Here is a 21,384-nt window from a genome sequence, read left to right as displayed (position 1 = left end):
ACCCCGGCAACGCGGCCCGCAACCCCGGGACCCCGGACGACACCGAGATGGTCGTGATCGACCTGGAGAAGCAGCGCACCCGGGACGACGGCGTCACCGTCGTCGGGCACCGCGGTGCCTCCGGCGACCGGCCCGAGCACACGCTCGCCGCCTACGAGCAGGCGATCCTGCAGTGCGCGGACGTCATCGAGCCGGACGTCGTGCCGACCAAGGACGGCGTCCTGGTGGCGAGGCACGAGAACGAGATCGGCGGGACGACCGACGTGGCCGACCACCCCGAGTTCGCCGACCGCCGCACCACGAAGACGATCGACGGGAGGGCGGTCACGGGCTGGTTCACCGAGGACTTCACGCTCGCCGAGCTGCGGACGCTGCGCGCCACGGAGCGGCTGCCCGAGCTGCGACCCGGCAACACGGCCTACGACGGGCTCTACCAGGTGCCCACCCTCGACGAGGTCCTCGACCTCGCCCGCCACTCGGAGACGTGCGACGGGCAGCCCGTCGGCGTGGCGCCGGAGACCAAGCACCCCACGTACTCCGCGTCGATCGGGCTGCCGCTGACGGGTCCGCTCGTGGCGGAGCTCGCCGCGAACGGCCTCGACTCGCGGCGCGCCCCCGTCGTCGTGCAGTCCTTCGAGACCACCAACCTGCGCGAGCTCGACCGGCGCACCGACGTGCGCCTCGCGCTCAACGTCTCCGCGAGCGGGGCGCCGTACGACCTGGTGGCCGCGGGCGACCCGCGCACCTACGCCGACCTCGTCACCCCGCGCGGCCTGCGCGACCTGGCCCGGTACGCCGACATCGTGAGCCTGGAGAAGAACGTGGTGGTCCCGCGCACCGCCGACGGCACGCTCGGCGAGCCGACGTCCGTGGTCCGCGACGCGCACCGTGCAGGGCTGGAGGCCTACGCCTGGACGTTCCGTGCCGAGAACCAGTTCCTGCCGGCCGAGCTCCGCACCTCGGCGGACCCTGCCGAGCGCGGCGACCTGGCCGGCGAGCTCGACGTGTTCCTCGACACCGGGCTGGACGGCGTGTTCTCGGACCAGCCGGGCCTCGCCGCCGACGCCGTCGCGGCCCGGCGCTGACCCCTCGCGCGAGGGGTGACCCCGCCGCCGGCGGGGCCGCCCCTCGCGCGAACGCGCTGCTCAGGGCCTAGGCTCGCGCTGTGCGGACCCTGCCACGGCACGCGACCAGCCTCGCCTCGCACCGGGTCGTCCGCTCGATCGCCCTCGTCGTCACCGCGGTGGTGGCGTTCGTGGCGGCGGCCGCGGCCGCGACGTTCGTCGACCTGCGCTCCCAGATCGGCGTCTCCGACGTCGACGACCTCCTCGCCGGCGGCGACCGCCCGCCCGCGGTCCCGGCCGAGCAGGACCCCAGCGACCCGTTCGCCGGCAAGGACCTCAACATCCTCGTGATGGGCACGGACTTCCGCGACGAGGCCAACGCCGAGATCGCCGGGGCGGGCGACGAGTTCCACTCCGACACCACGCTGCTGGTGCACCTGTCCGGGGACCGCAGCCGCATCGAGGTCGTCTCCATCCCGCGCGACTCCCTCGTCGACATCCCCGCCTGCAAGCTCCCCGGCGGTGGCGAGACCGCCCCGCAGTCGAACGCCATGTTCAACTCCGCCTTCTCCCTCGGCGGCGGGCCGGACAAGGACGTCACCGGCGCGGCCGCCTGCACCATCCGCACCGTCGAGAAGCTCACCGGGGTGCGCGTCTCCGACCACGTCGTGGTGCAGATGACCGGCGTGATCGGCGTCGTCGACGCGATCGGCGGGGTCACGATGTGCCTGCCCGAGCCGGTGCGCGGCGAGCGCGTGGACCTCGACCTGCCGGAGGGGAAGCAGAAGCTCGACGGGTACACCGCCATCAACTTCCTGCGCGCCCGCAAGGGCGAGGGCATGGGCCTGGAGCTCGGCAGCGACCTCAAGCGCATCGAGCGGCAGCAGGCGTTCTTCGACGCCGCGATGCGCGAGATCCTGTCGCAGAACCTCATCACCGACTCGCCGCGGCTGTACCGCATGGTCCGCGAGATCCTCGGCTCCATCTCCACCGACCCCGACCTGGCCAGCCCGACGGCGCTCGCGGGCCTCGCGTGGAGCATCCGCGACATCGACCCGGCGCGCATCGTCTTCACGTCGGTGCCGGTGGCGCCGGCGCCCGGCGACCCCAACCGCGTCGTGTGGACGTCCGAGGCCGACGCGATCTGGGAGCGGATCCGCGCCGACGAGGCGCCACCCGGGACGCAGCCGAGCAAGGGCTCGGAGGGCTCGGACGGCTCGACGGGCGAGCCCGCGGACGGCGACGGCACGGCCTCGTCGTCCCCGGACCGGTCGCCGGACGACGCGACCGCGGTCGACGACGACGTCGCGTCGCCCGACGGCGTCGACGGTGAGGACGGCGGCACCCGGGGCGGCAAGGGCGGCGAAGGTGCCTCGCCCGACCCGGCGCCCAGCCCGTCCGTGCTGCCGGGCGTCTGCGCCTGACCGCCCCGGACCGGCCTTCCACCATGCGATCTCCCGTGCCGTGCGCGTGAATGACGCGGGAGGTCGCATGGTCGGAGGTCGGCTCCGGTCAGGTCACCTCTGGGGCAGGGCGCGGCGCGCCTCCTGCCGCAGGGCCTCGGCGACCCGGTCCAGCACGGTCGAGCGCAGCTTCCACTGCTGCAGGTAGATCGGGACGTCCACGACGGCGTGGTCGTCGAGCAGCACCACGGCTCCGCCGGCGTCGCCCGGCCCGCCGTCGAGCATGCCGAAGCGGGCCCCGGGGCCGGGCAGCGGGCCCCACATGCCCCACCCCAGGCCGCGGCGGATGCCGTCGACGTACTCCGGGGTGCTCGGCACATGGTGCCGGGGCGGGTCGGGAACGGCGGTGCCCGCCGCGGCCGCGCGCTCGCGCAGCCAGGCGTCCTGGAGGTCGTCGGCGCGGTTGAACACCAGCATCGGGGCGCGGCCCAGCGCCTCGACCGTGGGGCCGTCCGGGAACCAGCGGTCGATCACGTCCCGGGTCGCGGCCGGGCGGTAGCGGGTGACGCCGAGGAACGTCGAGGTGCAGCCCTGCACGGGCTCGCGCTGGGAGGTGATCGCGGCCATGACGACGCCGGCCGGCAGGAGGTCCACGGTGCGGTCCTGGTCGTCCCGGTGGAGGTCGAAGCAGACGCCCTCGACGCGGGCGAGCGCCGGCATCACCCAGGTCGCGAGGGAGTCGGCGTTGACGGCGACCGGCACCGTGACCGGGCGGGGCGGGGCTCCGGTGCGGTCGTCGTCGGCGTCGCGGGGGCCGAGCTCGCTGCTCGCCTCCGCGCCGAGCAGCTCGACCTGTCGGGCCAGGCGCAGCAACGTGCGCCCCGGCGCGGTGGGCGCGACCGGGCGGGCGCGGCGCACCAGGACGGAGCCGGCGGCGTTCTCGAGCGCGCGCACGCGCTGGCTGACCGCCGACGGCGTGACATGCAGCGTGTGGGCCGCGGCCTCGAAGGACCCCTCGGTGACGACGGCGGCGAGCGCCTCGAGCTGGCGGGAGTCCCATCGCATGGCACCCACCCTAGATGAAGCGGTGCTTGATCGGCTGAAGAAACCGTAGATGGACTTCATCTCTGGCCGGACCTAGCGTCGAGGGGTGCTCACCCTCCTTGCCGGCCTCGGCTTCGGCCTGTCCCTCATCGTCGCCATCGGCGCGCAGAACGCCTTCGTGCTGCGCCAGGGGGTGCGCCGCGAGCACGTGGGCCTCGTCGTCGCGGTGTGCGCGGCGTCCGACGTCGTGCTCTACCTCGCCGGCACGGCCGGGCTCGGGGCGCTCGTCGTGAGCCACCCCGCCGTCGTGGAGGTCGCGCGGTGGGCCGGCGCCGCCGTCGTGCTCGGCTACGGCGCGCTCGCCGCGCGCCGGGCCTGGCGCGGGGACGAGGCGGGGCTGGCGGCCGCGTCCGACGGGGCGGTCGCCGACGCCGGGAGGCGCGCACGGCCGGTGCTGCTCACCGCCCTCGCACTCACGTGGCTCAACCCGCACGTGTACCTCGACACGGTCGTGCTGCAGGGCTCGCTCGCCGCGTCGTACGGCGACGGGCGCTGGCTGTTCACCGCCGGCGCGATCGTCTCGAGCATCCTGTGGTTCGTCGGCCTCGGACATGGTGCGCGGCTCCTCGCGCCCGTGCTCGCCCGGCCCGGCGCCTGGCGCGTCGTGGACGGCGTCGTCGCCGGGATCATGCTGGTCGTCGCGGTGAGCCTGGTGCTGCCGGCGCTCCTGGCGTAGCCGTCAGTTCGGCATCCCGTCGATCTGTTCGGCACGGGGCGGTGCCGAACAGATCGACGAAGTGCCGAACAGAACAGGGCTGCGCCGGTGGGTCAGCGGGTGAGGCGGTGCAGGCGGTCGACGGCGTCGCGCAGCACGTCCTCGCGCTTGACGAACGTGAAGCGCACGCGGGACGCGAGCGCCCGCGCCGTCGTCGAGCCGGCGCGGCAGAACGCGGAGACCGGCACGCCGACGACGCCGCCGAGCTCGGGGAGGCGGCGGCACAGCTCGTGGCCGTCGGCGACGCCGAGCCGCTCGACGAGGTGGGCGCCGTCCGCCACGACGAAGTAGGTGCCCTGCGGCACGACGACGTCGAACCCGGCGGCGGTCAGCCCGTCGCACAGCAGGTCACGGCGGGAGGCGAGCGACGCCGCGAGCGCGCGCGGCGCGTCGTCGTCGGCGAGCGCCCGCGCGATGGCGGGCTGGAACGGTGCGCCGGAGGTGTAGGTGAGGAACTGCTTCACGGTACGCACCGCCGTGACGAGCTCCGCGGGGCCGTGCACCCAGCCGACCTTCCAGCCCGTGAGGCTGAACGTCTTGCCGCTGGAGGAGACGGTGAGGGTGCGCTCCGCCATGCCGGGCAGGGTCGCGATCGGCACGTGCACGGCGTCGTCGAAGGTGAGGTGCTCGTAGACCTCGTCGGTGAGGACGACGGCGTCGGCCTCGCGCGCGACCGCCGCGACCTGCTCCAGCTCGGCCCGCGTGAGCACCGTGCCCGTGGGGTTGTGCGGCGTGTTCAGCACGACCAACCGGGTGCGCGGGGTGACCGCGGCGCGCAGGGCGGCGGCGTCGAGCCGGAAGTCCTCCGCGGTGAGCGCCACGGGCACGTGGGTCGCCCCGGCGAGGGCGATGCTCGCGGCGTGCGAGTCGTAGTACGGCTCGAGCGTGACCACCTCGTCGCCGGGACCGGCCAGGGCGAGGATCGACGCGGCCAGCGCCTCGGTCGCGCCGGTGGTGACGAGCACCTCGCCGTCCGGGTCGACGCCGAGCCCGTAGCGGCGCCGCTGGTGGTCGGCGATCGCGCTCCGCAGCTCCGGGACGCCGTCGCCCGGCGCGTACTGGTTGCGGCCCGCGTCGATGGCGTCCTTGGCGGCGTCCCGGATGAAGGCGGGGCCGTCGACGTCGGGGAAGCCCTGCCCCGGTTGATCGCGCCGGTGCGCGCGGCGAGGGCCGTCATCTCCGCGAAGATCGTCTGCGCGACGGCGCCGTCCGCCCCGAGCAGTCCCGTCGCGCGGGCGACGTCGTTCCAGCGGCCGGGCGGGGGAGAGGTCGGCATGCGCCGACCCTAGCCCCGACCGGTGGCCGGCGCGGGAGGCGTCCGGCTACCGTAGTGACCAGATTGCAAACCTTGGTCACTACGGAGGTCCCGTGCCCCGCCCGCTCGTCCCCGACCGCCGCGCACGCATCCTCGACGCCGCCCGGGACCTGATCCTCGAGAACGGCTGGCCACGCACGACCGTCGCCGACGTCGCGGCACGGGCCGGCATCGGCAAGGGCGCCGTCTACCTCGAGCTGCCCGACAAGGCCGCGATCCTCGACGCCGTCCTGCGGCGCAGCACCCGTGACCTCACGGCCGAGGTGCGCCGGCGGGTGGTCGAGGCCACCGGCCCGCTCGACCTGCCCGCCGTCTACCGCTTCGGGACGGAGGCGCTGCTCGGTGACCCCCTGATGCGGGCCCTCTACGCCGGCGACGTCTCGCTGCTGGGCGACCACGTCCGACAGGTCGCCGACGGCGGCGACCGGTACGCGGAGCGGTTCGGGTGGCTGGCCGACTACGTCGCGCGGCTGCAGGACGCGGGCGTCGTGGACCCCGCCATGCCCACCGAGACGGTGGTGCGCGTGCTCGGCGTCTTCAGCGTCGGCCTGGTGCACGCGCCGGGCACGATCGGCGCGATGACGGACGACGCGCTGCGCGACGCCGTCGCGCTCTTCGCCGACCTCGTCGGGCGCGGTCTCGCCGCCGACCGACCCGTCGACCCGGAGGCCGGCCGCGCCGCGCAGCTCGGCCTCCTCGCCCGCCTCGACCACCAGCTCGACCTCCTGGAGGACCCGTGACCGACCGCGCCGTGGCGGGCGTCTTCGCCACCTGGACCGACCTCACCGTGGCCGGCGGCCCCGTGCGCCACTACCGCGCCGGTGACACCGGACCGCCGGTCCTGCTGCTGCACGGCGGCATGCTCGACGCGGCGGCCGGGGTGTGGCGCCACGTCGCGGGCGACCTCGCCGCGGACCATCGCGTCCATGTCGTCGACCTGCCGCGGCACGGCGGCAGCCGCCCCTGGGACGGCGTGCTCGACGACGCGTTCTACCGCGCCTTCCTGGGCAAGCTGCTGGACGCTCTCGGGCTGGAGAGCGCTGCGCTGGTGGGCCTGTCCCTGGGGGCCGGCATCTCGGTGGGGTTCGCGCTGGACCACCCGGAGCGTGTCGACGCGCTCGTGGCGATCGGGCCCGGCGGGATCGGTGCGCGGCGCCGCGCCCAGCTGCTCACCTGGCTCGCGCTGCGCACGCCCGGCCTGCTGCGGCTCACCAGCCGCTGGCTGGCGCGGCGGCCCGCGGCGGTGCGCCGCTCGATGGCGGACAACCTCGTGGCCGGCGAGGCCACCGAGGGCTTCGAGGAGATCGTCGCGCTCGTCGTGGACGAGGCGCGGGCGAAGGCGGCCCACGGGGAGCCCGCGCTCGACGACTGGATGGTGTGCGCCTACGGGCCGCTCGCCATGGCGCTCGACCGCTTGCCCGAGCTGCCGCGGCTGCGCGTGCCCTCGCTGTGGGTGCGCGGAGACCGCGACCCGCTCGTGGGCCACGAGGAGCTCGCCGCGGCCGCCGCGGCGGCCCCGGGCGCCCGCCTGACCACCATCCGAGACGCCGGCCACATCGTGACCTACGACCAGCCCGAGGAGACGTCGTCGCTGGTCAGAGAGTGGCTGGCGGTGTACCGCGGGGACGCTGCCGGGTAGCGGTACGTGCCCTTCGCCGGGGTTGTCCACAGGGCGGACCCGGGCGATTGCCCGGGTCCCCTACTCTGGTGCCGCTTTCGCCGCCGATGAGGGCACCGACGAGAGGACAGATCAGTGTCGATCGACACGACGGCGCCCGCCGATGCCGCCGCTCTGCTCGAGCACGAGGTGCGCGAGCTCGTGCGCCGCCGCGCCCTCGACCCCGTCCGCGACCGGCCCGGGCTGGAGCGCCTCGTCGCGGAGGCGTCCGCCGACTACACCGAGCGCGCCACCCGCGGCGTCGTCCCGGCGCTCGCGGACCCGCAGGGCGCCGCGCGCGCCGTCGTCGACGCGCTCGGCGGCCTGGGCCCGCTGCAGCGCTACCTCGACGACCCCGAGGTCGAGGAGATCTGGATCAACTCGCCCGCCAAGGTGTTCGTGGCGCGCCGCGGGGTCCCCGAGCTCACGACGACGATCCTCACCGCCGCGCAGGTGCGCGACCTCGTGGAACGGATGCTCAAGGCGTCCGGCCGCCGCCTGGACCTGAGCAGCCCGTTCGTCGACGCCTCGCTCCCGGGCGGCGAGCGGCTGCACGTGGTCATCCCCGACGTCACCCGGCACCACATGGCCGTCAACATCCGCAAGCACCTGGTGCGCGCGGACCATCTCGACCACCTGGTGCGGCTGGGCTCCCTCACCTCCCACGCGGCTGCGTTCCTCGACGCCGCGGTGCGTGCCGGGCTGAACGTGCTCGTCTCGGGTGCGACCCAGGCAGGCAAGACGACGATGCTCAACGCCCTCGCCGGGTCGATCCCCGCGGGGCAGCGGGTGATCTCCTGCGAGGAGGTGTTCGAGGTGCGCTTCCTGGCCCGCGACCACGTGGCCATGCAGTGCCGGCAGCCCAGCCTGGAGGGCACCGGGGAGATCCCGCTGCGCCGCCTCGTCAAGGAGGCGCTGCGGATGCGACCCGACCGCATCGTCATCGGCGAGGTCCGCGAGGCGGAGAGCTTCGACATGCTCGTGGCCCTCAACGCCGGCATCCCCGGGATGTGCACGGTGCACGCGAACTCGGCGCGCGAGGCCGTCACGAAGATGTGCACGCTGCCGCTGCTCGCCGGCGAGAACGTCTCCGACCGGTTCGTCGTGCCGACCGTCGCGTCGGCGATTGACCTCGTGGTGCACCTCGACGTCGCCCCGGACGGCGCCCGGCAGGTCCGCGAGATCGTGGCCGTGACGGGCCGCGTCGAGGGGGACCGGGTCGAGACCGCCGGGCTCTTCCACCGACTGCCCGCCGAGGAGGGCGGCGACCTGGTGCGTGGCGACGGCTTCCCGCCTGGTGAGGAGCGCTTCGCGCGCGCCGGTGTCGACGTCCGCGCGCTGCTGGCCGGGGGCCGCTGATGGGGGTCGTCCTGGGGCTGCTCCTCGGCGCAGGCCTGGTGTGCGTGTGGCTGTCGTGCTGGGAGGCGCCCGCCCGCCCGCGCCGTCGCGCGGCCCGGTCCGCCGCCGTCCAGGACCTGCTCGTCCAGGCCGGTGCCCCCTCGGTGACCCCGGCGGCGCTGTGGTGGCTCAGCGCCACGGCGGGGGTCGTCGTGCTGCTCGCCGGCCTGGCGCTGACCCGCTCGCCCGCCATCGCCGCGTGCTTCGCGCTGATGGCGGCGGCCGCGCCCGAGCTGCTGGTCCGGGTGCGGGCCAGGAAGCGCCGGCGGGACCTGCGCGAGGTCTGGCCCGAGGTGGTCGACCACCTCGCGTCGGGCGTGCGGGCCGGGCTCTCGCTGCCGGAGGCGGTGGCACAGCTGAGCGAGCGGGGCCCGGCAGAGCTCCGCGAGCCCTTCGCCCGGTTCGCGGCGGACTACCGCGCGACCGGCCGCTTCGGGGAGTGTCTCGACCTGCTCAAGGCGCGCCTCGCGGACCCCGTGGCCGACCGGATCATCGAGGCCCTGCGGCTGACGCGCGAGGTCGGCGGCACCGACCTGGGGCGCCTGCTGCGCACCCTGTCGTCGTTCCTGCGCGAGGACGCGCGCACGCGGGGCGAGCTCGAGGCGCGGCAGTCGTGGACCGTGAACGGCGCCCGGCTCGCGGCCGCCGGGCCGTGGGTGGTCCTGGCGTTCCTCGCGACCCGGCCGGAGACGGCGCAGGCGTACAACTCGGCGGCCGGAGTCGCGGTCCTCGCGGCGGGGGCGGCGACGTCGGCGCTCGCGTACTGGCTGATGCGTCGGATCGGGCGGCTGCCCGAGGAAGGCCGGGTGCTGCGATGACGATCCCCGGCGTCTCCGGAGTCGGCGCCGCGGTGGGGCTGCTCGGCGGCCTCGGTCTGCTGCTCGTGATCTCCCGCGTGCGGGCGCGCCGTGCGACGCTCGACCAGCGGCTGGCGCCGGCGCTCCGCCCCCGCGACGCCACGTCCGGCCTGCTGCGCGAGCAGCCCACCCACACCCCGTTCCCGGTGATCGAGCGGCTGCTCGCCCCCTGGGTCGCGGACGCGGCGCACTGGTTCGATCGGCTCGGGTCGTCCCGCGCGGACGTGCGGCGGCGGCTCGGCCGTGCGGGCTGGCACGAGACCGTCGAGGCCTTCCGGGCACGGCAGGTCGTCTCCACGGCGCTGGGGCTGGCGGCCGGGCTCCTGCTCGCCCTGCTGCTCGCCGCGACGCGCGGGTCCGCGCCGGTCCCGCTGGCGGCGCTCGTGCTGCTGTGCGGCGCCGGCGGGTTCGTCCTGTGCGACCAGTGGCTGAGCCGCGCCGTGCGCCGCCGCGAGGAGCGGATGCTCGCCGAGTTCCCGACCGTCGCCGAGCTGCTCGCCCTCGCCGTCACGGCCGGGGAGGGGCCGGTGCCCGCGCTGGAGCGGGTCGCTGCCACCGCCCGCGGCGAGCTGTCGGGCGAGATCTCCGTCATGCTCGCCGACGTCCGCGCCGGAGCGCCGATCGCGACCGCCCTCACGGCCATGGCCGACCGGACCGGTCTGCCGTCGCTGACCCGCTTCGCCGAGGGCGTCGCCGTCGCGCTGGAGCGCGGCACCCCGCTCGCCGACGTGCTGCGCGCGCAGGCGCAGGACGTGCGCGAGTCGGGGCGCCGGGCCCTCATGGAGGCCGGCGGCAAGAAGGAGGTCGCGATGCTCGTGCCCGTGGTCTTCCTCATCCTGCCGATCACCGTCGTCTTCGCCGTCTTCCCGTCCCTCGCCACCCTGCAGATCGGGTGGTGAGCGTGCCTTCCCGCCTCCGAACCCGCCGCCCTCGCGCGGTGCCACCGAAAGGACCGACCATGCACGACGAGATGCACGAGACGCTCGACGAGACGCGCGACGCGACCGAGAACCTGCCGGCGCGCCCCGACGTGGACGACCCGGAACGTGGGGACGTGCCGGGCTGGGTGCTCGTGACGCTGATGACGGCCGGCCTGGTCGTCGCGCTGTGGGCGATCGCGGGCCCGCTGCTCGAGGACACGTTCACGCGGGCGATCACGAGCGTCACGGGTCCCTGACGTGGTGATCGGCCGGCCGCACCACCTGGTGATCGACTGCCCGGACCCCAGAGGCCTCGCGGAGTTCTGGTCGGCCGTGCTCGGCCAGGACGTGACGTACGCGGACGACGACTTCGTCGTGGTGGCCCGCAGCGACCGGCACTCCGGTCTCGCGTTCCAGCGCGCCCCCGGGCTTCAGGCGCCGCTCTGGGGCGACCCGGCACGGCCGCAGCAGATGCACCTGGACGTCATGGTCGACGACGTGGCGGACGCTCACGCGCGCGTGCTGGCGCTCGGTGCGCACCGGCTGACCACGGCCGCGCCGGGTGCGGGAGACGGCGACGTGTACGCCGACCCCGCCGGCCACCCGTTCTGCCTGGTCCCACGGCCCGGCTGGGCGCCGCCGGTCGAGGAGGTCCGCACGTGACGGCGCAGCCCGCGCCTGCCCCGGCCGTACCTGTCACGCCCGTCCCGCCCACCGCGAGCGCACGGCGGGACGGCGAGCGAGGGTCCGCGGTCGCGGAGTTCGTCATGGTGTCCGCGCTGGTGCTCGCCCTGTTCCTCGCGGTGGTGCAGGTCGCGCTGGCGATGCACGTGCGCGCGCTCGCGATCGACGCGGCCGCGGAGGGCGCCCGCGTGGCCGCCCGTGCCGACCGGGACCTGGCGAGCGGTGCCACCCGGACGCAGGAGCTCCTGACCGCCGCGCTCGGCTCCCGGTACGCCGACGACGTCTCGGTGCGCCGCACCGTGCAGGACGGGCTCGACGTGGTGGAGGTGACGGTGCAGGTGCCGTTGCCGGTGGTCGGCCTGATCGGGCCGTCCGGGGCGCTCACGCTCCAGGGGCATGCGCTGGAGGAGGCGTGAGCGCGCGGGCGCCCCACCCGGCGCACGGGCCACGGGCGGAACCGGGACCGGCACCCGAGACACCCGATCCCGAGGCCGGCGCCGCCCTGGTGGAGTTCCTCGGCACGGCGGTGCTGCTGCTGGTGCCGCTGGTGTACCTCGTGCTCACGGTGGCGCAGGTGCAGGCCGGGGCGTTCGCCGTCGAGGGCGCGGCGCGGGAGGCGGGCCGGGCGATGGTGACGGCCGACTCCTCCGAGGCGGGCGCGCAGCGGGCCCGCGCGGCGGCCGGCATCGCGTTCGAGGACCAGGGGTTCGCCGTCGGCGACGGCTCCGTGTCCCTGGAGTGCTCGGCTGACCCATGCCTCACGCCCGGCGCGACGGTCGGGGTGCGGACCCGGCTGGAGGTGCCGCTGCCGTTCGTGCCCGAGGCGCTGCGCGGCTGGCTGCCGCTGGAGGTCCCGGTCACCGCGACGCACGTCGCGACGGTGGACGAGTACGGGACGGCGCGGTCGTGAGGCGGCGGCACAGGCAGGACGGCGTCGAGGCCGGAGCCGAGGACAGGCCCGGACCGGAGGACGGGCGGATCATGCTGCTCACGGCCGGCGTGGTGGCGCTGGCGCTGATGCTGGTCGGCATGGTGGCGTCGGCGACGGCCGTGCACCTCGACCGCAAGCATCTGTACGACCTCGCGGACGCCGTCGCGGCCGACGCGGCGGACGCGATGCCGCCGGAGCGGTTCTACGACGGCACCGCGTCCTCGCACGGGGAGGCCGTGCTCACGCTCACGGACGCCGACGTCGAGGAGTCGGTGCGCGACTACCTCGCCGCGCACCCGGGGGAGGCGGAGGGGCTCGAGGACCTGCGGCTCGTGGAGGCGACCTCCCCGGACGGCCGGACGGCGCAGGTGGGGCTGGCGGCCACGTCGCGCCCGCCGCTGCTGCGGTGGTTCACGGACGCGTTCGGCGGCGGGTTCACCGTCGCCGCGACGTCGTCCGCCCGCGCGGGCTGAGGGTCACGGGCGCGCACGGAAGCCACGCGGGCGCACGCCGGGCGGGTGTGGAACTTCCCACATCGCTAAAGGCGCATCCACGATGCCGATTTGGCTAGCCTGCGGGTGTGCAGCTCACCGCGTTCACCGACCTCGGCCTGCGGATCGTCATGCGTCTCGGCGTCCTCGACGCCGAGCAGACCGCGACGACGCGCACGCTCGCCGAGCAGCTGAACGTGCCGGCCTCGCACGCGGCGAAGGTGGTCACGAGGCTGGGTCACCTCGGCGTCGTCGAGGCCCGCCGCGGCCGCGCGGGCGGGCTGCGCCTCGCCGACGGCGCCCGCGACCTGTCCGTCGGGTTCGTGGCCCGCGCCCTCGAGGGCGACGGCGAGGTCGTCGAGTGCGAGGGGGCGAACCCGTGCCCGCTGCGCGGCGGCTGCCGGTTGCGCGGCGCGCTGGCCCGCGCCCGCGAGGCGTTCTTCGCCGCCCTGGACCCGGTGACGATCGCCGACGTCTCCGCCGCACCCACCCGGGACCTGCTGCTCACCATCGGCACGCGCCCGCCCGGCTGACGTCCGCCCGACGTCCGCGCCCGCGCGCACCCGCCCGGGCGCGGGTCCCCCGAAGGAAGAGACAGGAGTCATCCATGCTCACCCCCGAGTCCGCCGCCGTCGTCCGCGCCACGCTGCCCGTGATCGGCGGCGCGATCGGCGACATCACGCCGATCTTCTACCGGCGCATGTTCGCCGCGCACCCCGAGCTCGAGCGCGACCTGTTCAACCGGGGCAACCAGGCCCGGGGCGACCAGCAGCGGGCCCTCGCCGGGGCCATCGCCGCCTACGCGACCCTCCTCGTCGACGACGGCCCGGACCCGCGGGCCGTCCTGGCCCGCATCGCGCACAAGCACGCGTCGCTGGGGATCCTCCCGGAGCAGTACCCGATCGTGCACGAGCACCTGTTCGCCGCCATCGTCGAGGTGCTCGGCGACGCGGTCACGCCCGAGGTCGCGGCGGCGTGGGACGAGGTCTACTGGGACATGGCCGACGCGCTCGTCGAGATCGAGCTCGGCCTGTACGCGGAGGCGGGCGTGGCGCCCGGCGACGTGTGGCGCACCGTCTACGTGCGCCGGCGCGTGCAGGAGTCCCCCGACACGATCTCGCTCGAGCTCGTCTCGGGGGACGGCACCCCGCTCCCCGCCGCGCGGCCCGGGCAGTACGTCTCGGTGGCCGTCACCCTGCCCGACGGCGCGCGGCAGATCCGGCAGTACAGCCTCACGGGCGCCGGCGCGGCCGGCGCGTGGGCCGTCTCGGTCAAGGCCATCCTCCCCGGCCTCGACCCGGCCGGCGTCGCCCCCGCGGGCGAGGTCTCCAACCACCTGCACGACAACGTGTTCGAGGGCGACGCCCTCGAGGTCTCGTCCCCCTTCGGCGAGCTCACCCTGGTCGAGGGGGAGAACCCGCTCGTGCTGGTCTCGGCGGGCATCGGCATCACGCCGATGATCGGCTTCCTGCACCACCTGCGCGACGTCGGCACCACGCGCCGGGTCGTGGTGCTGCACGCCGACCGGTCGCCCGCGCGGCACGCGCACCGGGCGGAGCTCCGCGGGCTCGTCGACGCCCTCCCGACGGCCGAGCTGCACCGCTGGTACGAGGACCTCGGCACCCGCCCGGTGCAGGAGCGGCTGCGCAGCGGGTACATCGACCTGGACGGCGTGGACGTCCCGCACGACGCGGACGCCTACCTCTGCGGCCCCGCGCCCTTCATGACCGTGGTGCAGTCGGCGCTGCTCGGCCGCGGCGTCACCGCCGACCGCATCCACCACGAGGTGTTCGGCCCCGGCCGGGAGATCGCCGCCGCCTGACGGTGCGTGCGCCCCGGGCGCCTCACCCCTCGTCCACGATGCGGGAGAACAGCCCGGGGTAGTCCACCACCATCCCGTCGTCGTCCACCGAGATCTCGCGGTGGAAGTCGCCGTCGCGGGACTCGTAGACGTAGCGGCCGGTGTCCAGCCGGGTGTACCGCTGCGGGTCGGGCGAGACCTCGAAGGTGTCGCCGTCGACGTACGCCGTGACGATGTCGGCCGCCGCCCCGACCGCCAGGTCGAGGCGGCGGATCGGCAGCGTGTTCGTGAACGGGCTGAACGACAGGTCCACGTCCGCGGCGTCGGCGAGGTCGGGCCGGGCCGCGCCGTCCACCCACCAGGCGCCGTCGTCGTCCCGGCTCAGGTCGAGCTGGTGCCCGTCCGACGACCGCAGCCGCAGCGCCCGGAACGTCCAGTCGGTGCCGAGCTCCATGGCGTACTCGAGCCGCACGGGCCCGAGGTCGACGACGGACCGGGCGCGGAGGCGGCCGTCGCGGGGGAGCAGGTCGAGGTGCTCGACGCCGCCGGACCCGAGCCCGCGCCACCGGTACGTCGTCATGGTCGACCTCCTCCTCGGCCCTCCTCCCAGCATCGACCCGGACGGTCGACGCCGCCCGGTAGATTCGCCGGCATGAGGGACGACAACCCGGCCGGAGACAAGCTGCCGGTGGACCTGGACCAGATGTTCGACCTCGCCCGCGCGGGCGCCGACCTGCTCCTGGAGTTCGTCGACGCCGGCGTCCCGGCCGACCACGCCGACGCGGCGGGCAACACGCTGCTCATGCTCGCGGCCTACCACGGGCACGCCGACCTGGTGCGCGGCCTCGCCGAGCGGGGTGCCGACGTCGACCGGGTCAACGCGCGCGGCCAGTCGCCGCTGGCCGGCGCGGTCTTCAAGGGCTCCGACGACGTGGTCGCGGCGCTCGTCGCCGCGGGCGCCGACCCCGACGCCGGCACGCCCAGCGCACGCGACACCGCGCAGATGTTCGGCCGCACCCTGCCCGAGCGGGGCTGACGCCGGCCGACGGGGTGCCGACGGGCGGCCGACGGTCATCGTCGGGCGGGGGAGCCTCGCATGGCGGGTAACCTTGAGGATCGTGGCCACCATCGACTTCCCCGCAGAGATCAAGGCGCTGCGCGCCACCCTCGAGTCCATCGAGGCCGTGAGCGACCCCACCGCGCTGCAGGCGAAGATCGACGACCTCACGCAGCAGGCGTCCGCCCCCGACCTCTGGGACGACCCGGAGAAGGCCCAGCAGGTCACCTCCGCGCTGTCCACCGCGCAGAACGAGCTGCAGCGCGTCGAGCGCCTCGGCGCCCGCATCGACGACGTCGAGACGCTCGTCGAGCTCGGCCAGGAGATGGACGACGAGGACTCGCTCACGGAGGCGGAGGGCGAGGTCGCCGCGATCCGCAAGGACCTCGACGCGCTCGAGGTGCGCACCCTGCTGTCCGGCGAGTACGACGCCCGCGAGGCCGTCGTCACGATCCGCGCGGGCGCCGGCGGCGTCGACGCCGCGGACTTCGCCGAGATGCTCATGCGGATGTACCTGCGCTGGGCCGAGCGGCACGGCTATCCCACGAAGGTCATGGACACCTCCTACGCGGAGGAGGCCGGGCTGAAGTCGGCCACGTTCGAGGTGAACGCGCCCTACGCGTTCGGCAACCTGTCCGTCGAGGCCGGCACGCACCGCCTGGTGCGCATCTCGCCGTTCGACAACCAGGGCCGCCGCCAGACGTCGTTCGCCGCGGTCGAGGTGGTGCCGCTCATCGAGCAGACCGACTCCATCGAGATCCCCGAGTCCGACCTGAAGATCGACGTCTTCCGGTCGTCCGGCCCGGGCGGGCAGTCCGTGAACACCACCGACTCCGCCGTCCGCATGACGCACCTCCCCACCGGCACGGTCGTGTCGATGCAGAACGAGAAGTCGCAGATCCAGAACCGCGCCGCGGCGCTGCGTGTCATGCAGTCCCGCCTGCTGCTCATCCGGCAGCAGGAGGAGGCGGCGAAGAAGAAGGAGCTCGCCGGCGACATCAAGGCGAGCTGGGGCGACCAGATGCGCTCCTACGTGCTGCAGCCGTACCAGATGGTCAAGGACCTGCGCACGGAGCACGAGTCGGGCAACACGCAGGCCGTGTTCGACGGCGCCATCGACGACTTCATCGAGGCCGGGATCCGCTGGCGCCGCTCGGGCGGCGCCGACGCCGCCTGACGGGCTCCGCGCCGGCCGTCACCGCCCCGGGCGCCCGAACGGGTGCCTCGGGCGACCTCCCTGACCCGCGACACACCGGCGTGTCCTTCGCGTCACCCTCCCCGCCGGGTGCGACTCTCGGGAATCGGGCGGCCCCGGCCCAGGTGCGGTGTGACCACGAAGCGACATCGCGCCCGGCCCCGGTGCCGCACGGTCGACTGGCAGGGGAGAGGCACGTCGTGATCCGGTTCGAGAACGTCTCGAAGGTCTACGCCCGGGGGGCGCGACCCGCGCTCGACGACGTCTCCGTCGACGTCTCGCGCGGGGAGTTCGTCTTCCTCGTGGGGGCGTCCGGCTCGGGCAAGAGCACGTTCCTGCGGCTCGTGCTGCGCGAGGAGCGGCCCACGGGCGGCACCGTGTACGTCGCGGGGCGCGACCTGTCCCGGCTGTCGAGCTGGAAGGTGCCCTCGCTGCGTCGCAGCATCGGCGTCGTCTTCCAGGACTTCCGGCTGCTGCCCGGCAAGACGGTCTACGAGAACGTGGCCTTCGCCCTCCAGGTGATCGGCAAGCCGCGGCACACGATCCGCACCACGGTGCCCGAGGTGCTGGAGATGGTGGGCCTGGACGGCAAGGAGAAGCGGCTGCCGCACGAGCTGTCCGGTGGCGAGCAGCAGCGCGTCGCGATCGCTCGGGCGTTCGTCAACCGGCCGCAGATCCTGCTGGCCGACGAGCCGACGGGCAACCTCGACCCCACCACGTCGCTCGGCATCATGCGGCTGCTCGACCGGATCAACCGCACCGGCACGACGGTGGTCATGGCCACGCACGACGACGAGATCGTCAACGAGATGCGCAAGCGCGTCGTCGAGCTGTCGACGGGCTCGGTGGTGCGCGACGAGGTCGACGCCGTGTACGGCGAGCGGGAGTCGATCCTGCCGCAGGTGGGCCAGACGCCGGTGCTCGACGCCCCCGGCCGCGGCACGCGCGCGGTGCAGCGGGTCCAGGTCTCGCCCGAGCCGGCGGACCTCGAGGCCGAGCGGGCCGCCGAGGAGGCGGCCGCGCGGGCGGCGGCTCAGGAGCCTGCGACCTCTGAGCCGCCGACGGCGGAGCCCGTCGTCAAGGAGCCCGTCGTCGCGGAGCCGGCGGTCGCGTCCGCGGACGAGGTGGTGCAGCAGGTGCTGCGCGAGCACGAGCGCGTGCGCGCGGGACGGGAGGCCTGAGGGTGCGGCTCCAGTTCGTCCTCACCGAGGTCCTCCAGGGCCTGCGGCGCAACCTGTCGATGGTGGTCTCGGTCGTCCTCGTGACGTTCGTGTCCCTGACCTTCGTCGGCGCGGCGGCGCTGCTGCAGACGCAGGTCACCAAGCTCAAGGGGGACTGGTACGACCTCGTCGAGGTCTCCGTGTTCCTCTGTCCGGACGGCTCCACCGCGCCGACGTGCGCCGACGGCGAGGCCACCGAGGAGCAGATCGCCGGGCTCGAGGAGGTCATCGACACCGAGCTGTCCGACGTCGTCGCCACCACCTACTTCGAGAGCAAGGCGGACGCGTTCGAGGCGTTCACGCAGCTCTACCCGGACGGCTACCAGGGCACCCAGCTCACCGAGGACGACATGCAGGCGTCGTTCCGGCTCAAGCTCGTCGACCCCGAGCAGTACCAGGTGGTCGACGACGTCCTCGAGGGCCGCGCGGGCGTCGAGGTCGTGGAGGACCAGCGCGAGGTCTTCGAGCCGTTGTTCCTCGCGCTCGGGCGCGCGTCGCTGCTGGCGGCGGGGCTCGCGGGCGTGATGCTGCTCGCGGCCGTGCTGCTCATCACGACGACGATCCGGCTCTCCGCCGTCTCCCGGCGCCGGGAGACCGGCATCATGCGCCTGGTCGGCGCGTCGAACCTGTTCGTGCAGCTGCCGTTCATGCTGGAGGGCGCGATCGCCGCGCTGGTGGGCGCGCTGCTCGCCGTGGGCGGGCTCTGGCTCGCCGTGCAGTACCTGGTGACGGACTGGCTGCAGGACTCCGTCGACTGGGTGGCCTACGTGGACGTGGGCGACGTCCTGATCGTCGCGCCGCTGCTCATCGGCATCGCCGTGCTCCTGGCGGTGGTGTCGTCCGTGGTGACGCTCAACCGGTACACGAGGGTGTGAGATCGCAGATGACGACCCTGAGGACGTCCCCAGGCACGGTCCGGCGCGCCCTGGGAGGGCTCGTGGCCGCCGTCCTGGTGCTGGGCGGGGCGACGACGTCGGCGACCGTGACCGCGAGCGTGTCGGCACGCACCGCGGCGGCGGACGACATCGACGACCAGCGGGCCGCCGCGGAGGCGAAGCAGCGCGCGAAGGAGCGCGAGCGCGACAGCCTGCAGGAGGAGCTCGAGGACACCAACGCCAAGTACCGCCAGGCGGTGCTGGACCTCAACGAGGTCGAGGGCCGGCTCCCGGTGGCGCAGGCCGAGCTCGCGGCCGCCGAGGCCGCGCTCGAGGAGGCGCGGCGCAAGGCTGCGATCCTCGCGCAGCGGCTGTCGGACGCCGAGGCCGAGGAGGCCGCCGTCGCCGGCCAGATCGAGGCCGGCAAGGGCAAGGTCGAGGCGGCGCGCGCCGACGTCGTGCAGATGGCGCGCCAGGCGTACCGCAACGGCGACGACACGAGCACGCTCGGCATCGTCACCGGCGCCCAGTCCACGGAGGACTTCCTCGAGGAGTTCGCCGTCTCGTCGTCGGCGGCGCGCAGCCAGGCGCGCACGCTGACGGACCTGCAGGACGCCGAGGCGGTGGCCCGCAACCAGCAGGCGCGCCTCGACGCCATCCGGTCGGCGATCGCGGAGCTCAAGCGCGAGGCCGACGCCAACGTCGTCGCCGCCGAGAGGGCGCAGAGGCAGGCCGCGGACCGCAAGGCCGAGGTCGAGCGGCTCATCTCCCAGCAGCGCGCGCTCAAGGCGTCGATCGAGTCGCAGAAGGCCAACGCGCTCGAGGAGCTCAAGGCCAACGAGCAGGCGCAGGCGAACCTCGAGTCGCAGCTCAAGGAGATCATCGCCAAGCAGAAGGCGCGGGACGCCCGGCTCGCCGAGGAGCGCCGCAAGGCCGAGGAGGCGGAGCGCAAGCGAGCGGCCGCCGAGCGCCGCAGCGGCGGTGGCGGCGGCGGTGGTGGCTCCGACAACGGCGGCGGCTCCGGCGGTGGCGGCGGTGGTGGCGGCGGCGGTGGTTCGTCGTCCTCCGGGCCGTTCCTCGGCTGGCCGACGAACTATCACGTGGTGACCAGCTCGTACGGGATGCGGTTCCACCCGACGCTGCACTACTGGCGGCTGCACGCGGGCACCGACATCCGCACCTACTGCGGCACGCCGATCTACGCGGCGCAGAGCGGCTACGTCGAGCAGGCCTACTACGGCGACGGGCCGGGGAACAACGTGCTGATCAACCACGGCACGCACCGGGGCGACAACGTGATGTCCCGGTACCTGCACCTCAGCTACGACACCGTGAGCGTGGGGGAGAAGGTCAGCAAGGGCGAGATCATCGGCTACTCCGGCTCCACGGGGACCTCCGCGGCGTGCCACCTGCACTTCGAGGTGTACGTCAACGGCAGCACCACGGACCCGATGGGCGGCTGGCTGAACTGACGCCCGGTGGGCGTTCGCAGGGCGCGGAAAAGCCCTGGCCGCGACGCGAGGCTCCCGTATCCTGGGTCGTCGCAGGTCCGCGAACCCGGGAGGAGGAGACCGTGTCCAACAAGGCCAAGGGCGCCAAGAAGAAGCAGGGCGATCCGCGCACGATCGTGGCGAACAACAAGAAGGCCCGCCACGACTACGTGATCGAGGACGTGGTCGAGGCCGGGATCGTGCTGTCCGGCACCGAGGTCAAGGCGTTGCGCATGGGGCGCGCGTCGCTGCTCGACGGGTACGCCGCGATCGACAACGGCGAGGCGTGGCTCGAGAACGTGCACATCCCCGAGTACTTCCAGGGCACCTGGAACAACCACGCACCGCGGCGCAAGCGCAAGCTGCTGCTGCACCGCGAGGAGATCGACCGGCTGGGCGTGAAGTCCCGGGAGAAGGGGCACACCCTCGTCCCGCTGAGCCTGTACTTCCTCGACGGTCGCGCCAAGGTGGAGATTGCGCTGGCGCGCGGCAAGAAGGAGTACGACAAGCGGCAGACGCTGCGCGAGAAGCAGGACATGCGCGAGGCGCAGCGCGCCATCCGGCACCAGGAGCTGCTGGGCTGAGGCGGAGGTGCAGCGGAGGGTGAGGGCCGAGGGACGAGGCACTCGCCCGGAGCGGAACCGCAGACTCGGCCGAAAGACGGCACGGCTGAGCAGGGCCTCCGCCCTGCCCCGCTCCGGCCCGTCGTGTCGCGGCCTGCGGAAATAAGGACGCACCGGCGGTGGTTGATCCACTAGACTGGACGACGTCGGCCGATCGCGGCCGGCGGGGGTCGGCAGACCCGGTTTGAAAAATGCATAGGGGCTGATCGGTTTCGACGGTGGTCGTGCTTCGAGGAGAAGCGGGCCGAGGATGCAGGCTCATCTCGTGAACGCTTGCCTGCGAACCTATAGGTGCCGATAACAAGCGCACCGACTTCGCCCTCGCCGCCTGAGCGAGCTCCGAAGTCCGTGAGCCCGGGATTGCTCTCGACCCGGTAGCTCACGTCATCTAGAGAGCCACTGCTCGTCGCCCTCGTCACCGGGGCGGCGGGGACACCTAGGTGACTGGGCCCGTCCGCACCTTGTCTGCGTGAGTGCGGGGGCCGAGAAAATCACAGCAGACTGCGCCCGGAGAAGTCCTCGAAAAGCGCCACCGGACCCGGGTTCGATTCCCGGCAGCTCCACCCCTGCGACAGGCGGGCCAC

At 74.3% G+C, this 21,384-nt stretch carries 22 protein-coding genes, 1 other RNA gene and 2 pseudogenes; 22 read left to right on the top strand and 3 right to left on the bottom strand.

What is annotated here, in order from left to right:
• Window positions 1-47 precede the first annotated feature (47 nt).
• On the top strand, window positions 48-1,085 hold the full coding sequence (locus ACFUVW_RS01705; RefSeq protein WP_430569651.1) for a glycerophosphodiester phosphodiesterase: 1,038 nt from the start codon (window positions 48-50) through the stop codon (window positions 1,083-1,085).
• Between the two features lie 80 nt (window positions 1,086-1,165).
• The gene (locus ACFUVW_RS01700) at window positions 1,166-2,488 is read left to right on the top strand and encodes an LCP family protein (protein WP_430569614.1); all 1,323 of its coding nucleotides are present in this window, start codon (window positions 1,166-1,168) and stop codon (window positions 2,486-2,488) included.
• 93 nt (window positions 2,489-2,581) lie between these two features.
• On the opposite strand, the gene ACFUVW_RS01695 is transcribed toward ACFUVW_RS01700, so the two are convergent.
• A complete protein-coding gene (locus ACFUVW_RS01695) occupies window positions 2,582-3,532 on the bottom strand; it encodes a LysR family transcriptional regulator ArgP (protein ID WP_430569613.1) in 951 nt (316 codons plus the stop codon).
• 85 nt (window positions 3,533-3,617) lie between these two features.
• Between ACFUVW_RS01695 and ACFUVW_RS01690 the strand changes: the two genes are divergently transcribed.
• Window positions 3,618-4,247, top strand: a complete 630-nt coding sequence (locus ACFUVW_RS01690) for a LysE/ArgO family amino acid transporter (protein WP_430569612.1) — start codon at window positions 3,618-3,620, stop codon at window positions 4,245-4,247.
• A 92-nt stretch (window positions 4,248-4,339) separates the two neighbouring features.
• On the opposite strand, the pseudogene ACFUVW_RS01685 reads toward ACFUVW_RS01690, so the two are convergent.
• Window positions 4,340-5,562 (bottom strand): annotated as a pseudogene (locus tag ACFUVW_RS01685) (aminotransferase class I/II-fold pyridoxal phosphate-dependent enzyme).
• A gap of 92 nt (window positions 5,563-5,654) precedes the next feature.
• Here ACFUVW_RS01685 and ACFUVW_RS01680 point away from each other — a divergent pair.
• The 12 genes from ACFUVW_RS01680 to ACFUVW_RS01625 all read left to right on the top strand — a co-directional run bounded on the left by ACFUVW_RS01680 (window position 5,655) and on the right by ACFUVW_RS01625 (window position 14,361).
• The gene (locus ACFUVW_RS01680) at window positions 5,655-6,341 is read left to right on the top strand and encodes a TetR/AcrR family transcriptional regulator (RefSeq protein WP_430569611.1); all 687 of its coding nucleotides are present in this window, start codon (window positions 5,655-5,657) and stop codon (window positions 6,339-6,341) included.
• Window positions 6,338-7,240, top strand: coding sequence for an alpha/beta fold hydrolase (locus tag ACFUVW_RS01675; protein ID WP_430569610.1), 903 nt, complete (start codon window positions 6,338-6,340; stop codon window positions 7,238-7,240). The genes ACFUVW_RS01680 and ACFUVW_RS01675 overlap by 4 nt, the downstream gene beginning before the upstream one ends.
• A gap of 114 nt (window positions 7,241-7,354) precedes the next feature.
• Window positions 7,355-8,617: a CpaF family protein gene (locus ACFUVW_RS01670; protein WP_430569609.1), complete on the top strand. Its 1,263-nt coding sequence runs from the start codon at window positions 7,355-7,357 to the stop codon at window positions 8,615-8,617.
• On the top strand, window positions 8,617-9,474 hold the full coding sequence (locus ACFUVW_RS01665; protein ID WP_430569608.1) for a type II secretion system F family protein: 858 nt from the start codon (window positions 8,617-8,619) through the stop codon (window positions 9,472-9,474). The genes ACFUVW_RS01670 and ACFUVW_RS01665 overlap by 1 nt, the downstream gene beginning before the upstream one ends.
• Entirely contained in the window at window positions 9,471-10,412 is a 942-nt protein-coding gene (locus ACFUVW_RS01660) for a type II secretion system F family protein (RefSeq protein WP_430569607.1), read from the top strand. Before ACFUVW_RS01665 ends, ACFUVW_RS01660 begins: the two co-directional genes overlap by 4 nt.
• Before the next feature lie 59 nt (window positions 10,413-10,471).
• Window positions 10,472-10,690, top strand: coding sequence for a hypothetical protein (locus tag ACFUVW_RS01655; RefSeq protein ID WP_430569606.1), 219 nt, complete (start codon window positions 10,472-10,474; stop codon window positions 10,688-10,690).
• Between the two features lies 1 nt (window position 10,691).
• Window positions 10,692-11,096: a VOC family protein gene (locus tag ACFUVW_RS01650; protein ID WP_430569605.1), complete on the top strand. Its 405-nt coding sequence runs from the start codon at window positions 10,692-10,694 to the stop codon at window positions 11,094-11,096.
• Window positions 11,093-11,533 (top strand): TadE/TadG family type IV pilus assembly protein, encoded by a 441-nt coding sequence (locus ACFUVW_RS01645; RefSeq protein ID WP_430569604.1) that lies wholly within the window; start codon window positions 11,093-11,095, stop codon window positions 11,531-11,533. The genes ACFUVW_RS01650 and ACFUVW_RS01645 overlap by 4 nt, the downstream gene beginning before the upstream one ends.
• Window positions 11,530-12,027: a pilus assembly protein gene (locus tag ACFUVW_RS01640; RefSeq protein WP_430569603.1), complete on the top strand. Its 498-nt coding sequence runs from the start codon at window positions 11,530-11,532 to the stop codon at window positions 12,025-12,027. The genes ACFUVW_RS01645 and ACFUVW_RS01640 overlap by 4 nt, the downstream gene beginning before the upstream one ends.
• 71 nt (window positions 12,028-12,098) lie before the next feature.
• Window positions 12,099-12,521 carry a hypothetical protein gene (locus tag ACFUVW_RS01635; protein ID WP_430569602.1) on the top strand — a complete coding sequence of 141 codons (423 nt, stop codon included), beginning with the start codon at window positions 12,099-12,101 and terminating at the stop codon, window positions 12,519-12,521.
• A gap of 107 nt (window positions 12,522-12,628) precedes the next feature.
• Window positions 12,629-13,072, top strand: a complete 444-nt coding sequence (locus tag ACFUVW_RS01630; RefSeq protein WP_430569601.1) for an RrF2 family transcriptional regulator — start codon at window positions 12,629-12,631, stop codon at window positions 13,070-13,072.
• Between the two features lie 74 nt (window positions 13,073-13,146).
• On the top strand, window positions 13,147-14,361 hold the full coding sequence (locus tag ACFUVW_RS01625; protein ID WP_430569600.1) for a globin domain-containing protein: 1,215 nt from the start codon (window positions 13,147-13,149) through the stop codon (window positions 14,359-14,361).
• Window positions 14,362-14,383: 22 nt separating this feature from the next.
• Here ACFUVW_RS01625 and ACFUVW_RS01620 read toward each other — a convergent pair whose 3' ends face one another.
• The gene (locus ACFUVW_RS01620) at window positions 14,384-14,920 is read right to left on the bottom strand and encodes a putative glycolipid-binding domain-containing protein (protein ID WP_430569599.1); all 537 of its coding nucleotides are present in this window, start codon (window positions 14,918-14,920) and stop codon (window positions 14,384-14,386) included.
• Window positions 14,921-14,992: 72 nt separating this feature from the next.
• Between ACFUVW_RS01620 and ACFUVW_RS01615 the strand changes: the two genes are divergently transcribed.
• The 7 genes and pseudogenes from ACFUVW_RS01615 to ssrA all read left to right on the top strand — a co-directional run bounded on the left by ACFUVW_RS01615 (window position 14,993) and on the right by ssrA (window position 21,366).
• Complete coding sequence (locus tag ACFUVW_RS01615; RefSeq protein ID WP_430569598.1) at window positions 14,993-15,376, top strand: ankyrin repeat domain-containing protein; 384 nt, start codon at window positions 14,993-14,995, stop codon at window positions 15,374-15,376.
• Between the two features lie 82 nt (window positions 15,377-15,458).
• Window positions 15,459-16,574: a peptide chain release factor 2 gene (prfB, locus tag ACFUVW_RS01610; RefSeq protein WP_430569597.1), complete on the top strand. Its 1,116-nt coding sequence runs from the start codon at window positions 15,459-15,461 to the stop codon at window positions 16,572-16,574.
• 218 nt (window positions 16,575-16,792) lie between these two features.
• Window positions 16,793-17,470, top strand: a pseudogene (gene ftsE, locus ACFUVW_RS01605) (cell division ATP-binding protein FtsE); the annotation flags it as partial.
• A 305-nt stretch (window positions 17,471-17,775) separates the two neighbouring features.
• Window positions 17,776-18,687: a permease-like cell division protein FtsX gene (gene ftsX, locus ACFUVW_RS01600; RefSeq protein WP_430569596.1), complete on the top strand. Its 912-nt coding sequence runs from the start codon at window positions 17,776-17,778 to the stop codon at window positions 18,685-18,687.
• Window positions 18,688-18,695: 8 nt separating this feature from the next.
• Window positions 18,696-20,159, top strand: coding sequence for a peptidoglycan DD-metalloendopeptidase family protein (locus tag ACFUVW_RS01595; RefSeq protein WP_430569595.1), 1,464 nt, complete (start codon window positions 18,696-18,698; stop codon window positions 20,157-20,159).
• A gap of 101 nt (window positions 20,160-20,260) precedes the next feature.
• A complete protein-coding gene (gene smpB / locus ACFUVW_RS01590; protein ID WP_429728243.1) occupies window positions 20,261-20,761 on the top strand; it encodes an SsrA-binding protein SmpB in 501 nt (166 codons plus the stop codon).
• A 237-nt stretch (window positions 20,762-20,998) separates the two neighbouring features.
• Window positions 20,999-21,366, top strand: a transfer-messenger RNA (tmRNA) gene (gene ssrA, locus ACFUVW_RS01585).
• The last annotated feature ends 18 nt before the right edge of the window (window positions 21,367-21,384 follow it).

Origin of the sequence: Isoptericola sp. NPDC057391, from assembly GCF_042668085.1 — a bacterium.
Taxonomy (GTDB): Bacteria; Actinomycetota; Actinomycetes; order Actinomycetales; family Cellulomonadaceae; genus Isoptericola.
The sequence above is the reverse complement of the archived record's forward strand: the minus strand, read 5'-3'. Positions and strand labels throughout refer to the sequence as shown.

Bases quoted from the DNA above. Each gene is read 5' to 3' on its own strand.
- ACFUVW_RS01705 (WP_430569651.1), top strand. From the start codon at position 48: ATGGTCGTGATCGACCTGGAGAAGCAGCGCACCCGGGACGACGGCGTC.
- ACFUVW_RS01695 (WP_430569613.1), bottom strand. From the start codon at position 3,532: ATGCGATGGGACTCCCGCCAGCTCGAGGCGCTCGCCGCCGTCGTCACC.
- ACFUVW_RS01665 (WP_430569608.1), top strand. From the start codon at position 8,617: ATGGGGGTCGTCCTGGGGCTGCTCCTCGGCGCAGGCCTGGTGTGCGTG.
- ACFUVW_RS01660 (WP_430569607.1), top strand. From the start codon at position 9,471: ATGACGATCCCCGGCGTCTCCGGAGTCGGCGCCGCGGTGGGGCTGCTC.
- ACFUVW_RS01655 (WP_430569606.1), top strand. From the start codon at position 10,472: ATGCACGACGAGATGCACGAGACGCTCGACGAGACGCGCGACGCGACC.
- ACFUVW_RS01635 (WP_430569602.1), top strand. From the start codon at position 12,099: ATGCTGCTCACGGCCGGCGTGGTGGCGCTGGCGCTGATGCTGGTCGGC.
- ACFUVW_RS01625 (WP_430569600.1), top strand. From the start codon at position 13,147: ATGCTCACCCCCGAGTCCGCCGCCGTCGTCCGCGCCACGCTGCCCGTG.
- ACFUVW_RS01620 (WP_430569599.1), bottom strand. From the start codon at position 14,920: ATGACGACGTACCGGTGGCGCGGGCTCGGGTCCGGCGGCGTCGAGCAC.
- ACFUVW_RS01615 (WP_430569598.1), top strand. From the start codon at position 14,993: ATGAGGGACGACAACCCGGCCGGAGACAAGCTGCCGGTGGACCTGGAC.
- ACFUVW_RS01595 (WP_430569595.1), top strand. From the start codon at position 18,696: ATGACGACCCTGAGGACGTCCCCAGGCACGGTCCGGCGCGCCCTGGGA.